1 protein-coding gene is annotated in these 2,494 nt (G+C 34.9%); it reads left to right on the top strand.

Annotated elements, in window-relative coordinates; translation table 11 throughout:
• Positions 1-141: 141 nt before the first annotated feature.
• A partial coding sequence (locus AA088_RS17845; protein WP_241483433.1) for an L-type lectin-domain containing protein occupies positions 142-2,494 on the top strand: 2,353 nt, incomplete at its 3' end.

Raw genomic sequence — 2,494 nt, forward strand, 5'->3', positions numbered from 1 at the left:
CATTTTACATTGAAGAGATAAATTATCATATTTGTCTTATCTAATTGTAAGACAATGATTTTAAAAACACATATAAAAAAGACAAAGAATAATATAACATTATTTTTTGTCTTTTTTTGTATTCAGCTACATGCACAACTAATGCCTTCTCTTCTTGGAGATGCTAATGATATTGGAGGAGATTGTTTTGAAATTACAGAAAATATAAATAACCAATCTGGCGCTGTATGGTCAGGCTCTCCAATAAATATGTTGAACGATTTTGTAATCGAATTTCGAGGTTTTTTTGGAACAAACGATGCCAATGGAGCTGATGGAATTACTTTTATTCTTAAAAATTCATCAACACCAGAAATTGGAAACCTTGGAGGAGGAATGGGATATGAAGGTATAAATAATTCTATTGCAGTTGAATTTGATACATGGCAAAATAATGATTTGAGTGACCCATTTTTTGATCATTTAGCGATTGTAAGTGAAGGAGACAATAATCATACTTTTGCAACAAATCTAGCAGGTCCCGTTCAGGCATCTCCTACTGCTGTCAATGTTGAAGACGGTGTAGAACATATTATTAGAATTGAATGGACTGCTGCCACAACAACATTGGAAGTCTATTTTGACTGCTCATTAAGACTTACTTATACAGGAGATGTTGTGAACACTATTTTTTCAGGTGTAACAGATGCTTATTTTGGCTTTACTGGCTCTACAGGTGGTGCGGCAAATTTGCAACGTGTATGCTTTGACTATGTTTCGTTTGCTAATACATTAGCATTAAGTGATCAAACTATTTGCGAAGGAGAATCTGTAACATCAATTGATGCTAGTATTACAGGGGCTACTTCCTACAATTGGTCACCTACTGCAAACGTAAGTGATCCTTCACTTCCTAATCCTGTGTTTAGCCCTACAACAACAACTACATATACTGTTGATATTGCCAATAGTTGTGCGGATATCATTCAAGAAAGTTTTACAATTAATGTAAATCCGTTGCCTGTAGCAAATTCCGCAGCTGATTTTTCTGTATGTGATGATATCTCTAATGATGGTGTAGAACCATTCGATTTTACAGTACTAGATACAACTATACTTGGCACACAAAATCCAACCATGTTTATGGTGACTTATCACTTGTCACAAGCAGATGCTGATAGCGGCATGAGTGCGCTTGTGTTTCCATATACCAATACAAGCCAATGCGAAAACATTTTTGTGCGCGTAGAAAACAATGCGAATGCTTCTTGTTATAGCACGACAAATTTTGAAGTTTGTGTAAATAGTCAGCCTATTGCAAATCAGCCAAATGATATGATTTCATGTGATGCGGACGGAAATGGAACAGAACAATTCGATTTGTCAACCCAAGATACTGATATTCTTGGAACCCAAAACGCTGCTGATGTATCCATTACATACCATTCAAATGTTACAGATGCTACTAATAATATAAATTCCCTATCTACACTTCATACAGGGAACAATGGAGAAACTATTTTTGTTAGAATTGAAAGTACAGAAATTGGAAACGATTGCTTTGCTATTACATCATTTCAATTATTTTTTGACCCACTTCCAATTGCAAATCCTGTAGCAAATATAGCTGTATGTGACGATTCGTCTAATGACGGAGTGGAATCATTTGATTTTACGAATTTAAATGCTACAATTCTTGGTTCACAAGACTCATCCTTATTTACAATTACTTATCATACAAGTCAACCAGACGCAAATAATGGAATCAATACTTTATCTTTTCCTTTTGTAAATACAGCTCCTTGTCAGCAAATATATGCTCGCATAGAAAATAATATGAATCCAGCCTGTTTCAATACTACAAATTTTCAAATCTGTGTAAACAATCAGCCTATAGCCAATCAACCTAGTGATATGATTGCTTGTGACGCTGATGGTAACGGTGTTGAAAATTATGATTTTTCTACTCAAGAAACAGACATATTAGGAACGCAAAATGCAGCAAACTATTCTATAACTTTTCATAGCAATCAAGCAGACGCAAATATAAATGCAAATCCTTTACCTACTATGTATACGGGTACTAATGGAGAAACCATATTTGTTAGAATAGAAGCCACACAAGCTGGAAACGATTGTTTTGCAACTACCTCTTTTAATATATTATTTGAAGCATTACCTACGGCAAATATGCCTTCAGATTTAATTGTTTGTGATGATGCTATTGCTGATGGGTTCACTGCTGTAGATTTAAACGTAAAAAACAATGAAATATCAGGAGGAATACCGGGTCTATCTGTACAATACTACTTAACACAAGCCGATGCCCAAATAGGTTCCAGTCCTTTGGTAATTCCTTATACAAACATTAGTAACCCACAAACTGTATATGTACGAGTTGAAACGGCAAATGCAGCTTGCTTTGTAACAACTTCTTTAATCATATCAGTTGAAGATGCTCCGCAAGTATTTTCTATTGCGCCACTTGAATATTGTGATACAGACAATGATGGTT

It is taken from the genome of Kordia zhangzhouensis (assembly GCF_001005305.1).
GTDB classification, from domain to species: Bacteria; Bacteroidota; Bacteroidia; order Flavobacteriales; family Flavobacteriaceae; genus Kordia; species Kordia zhangzhouensis.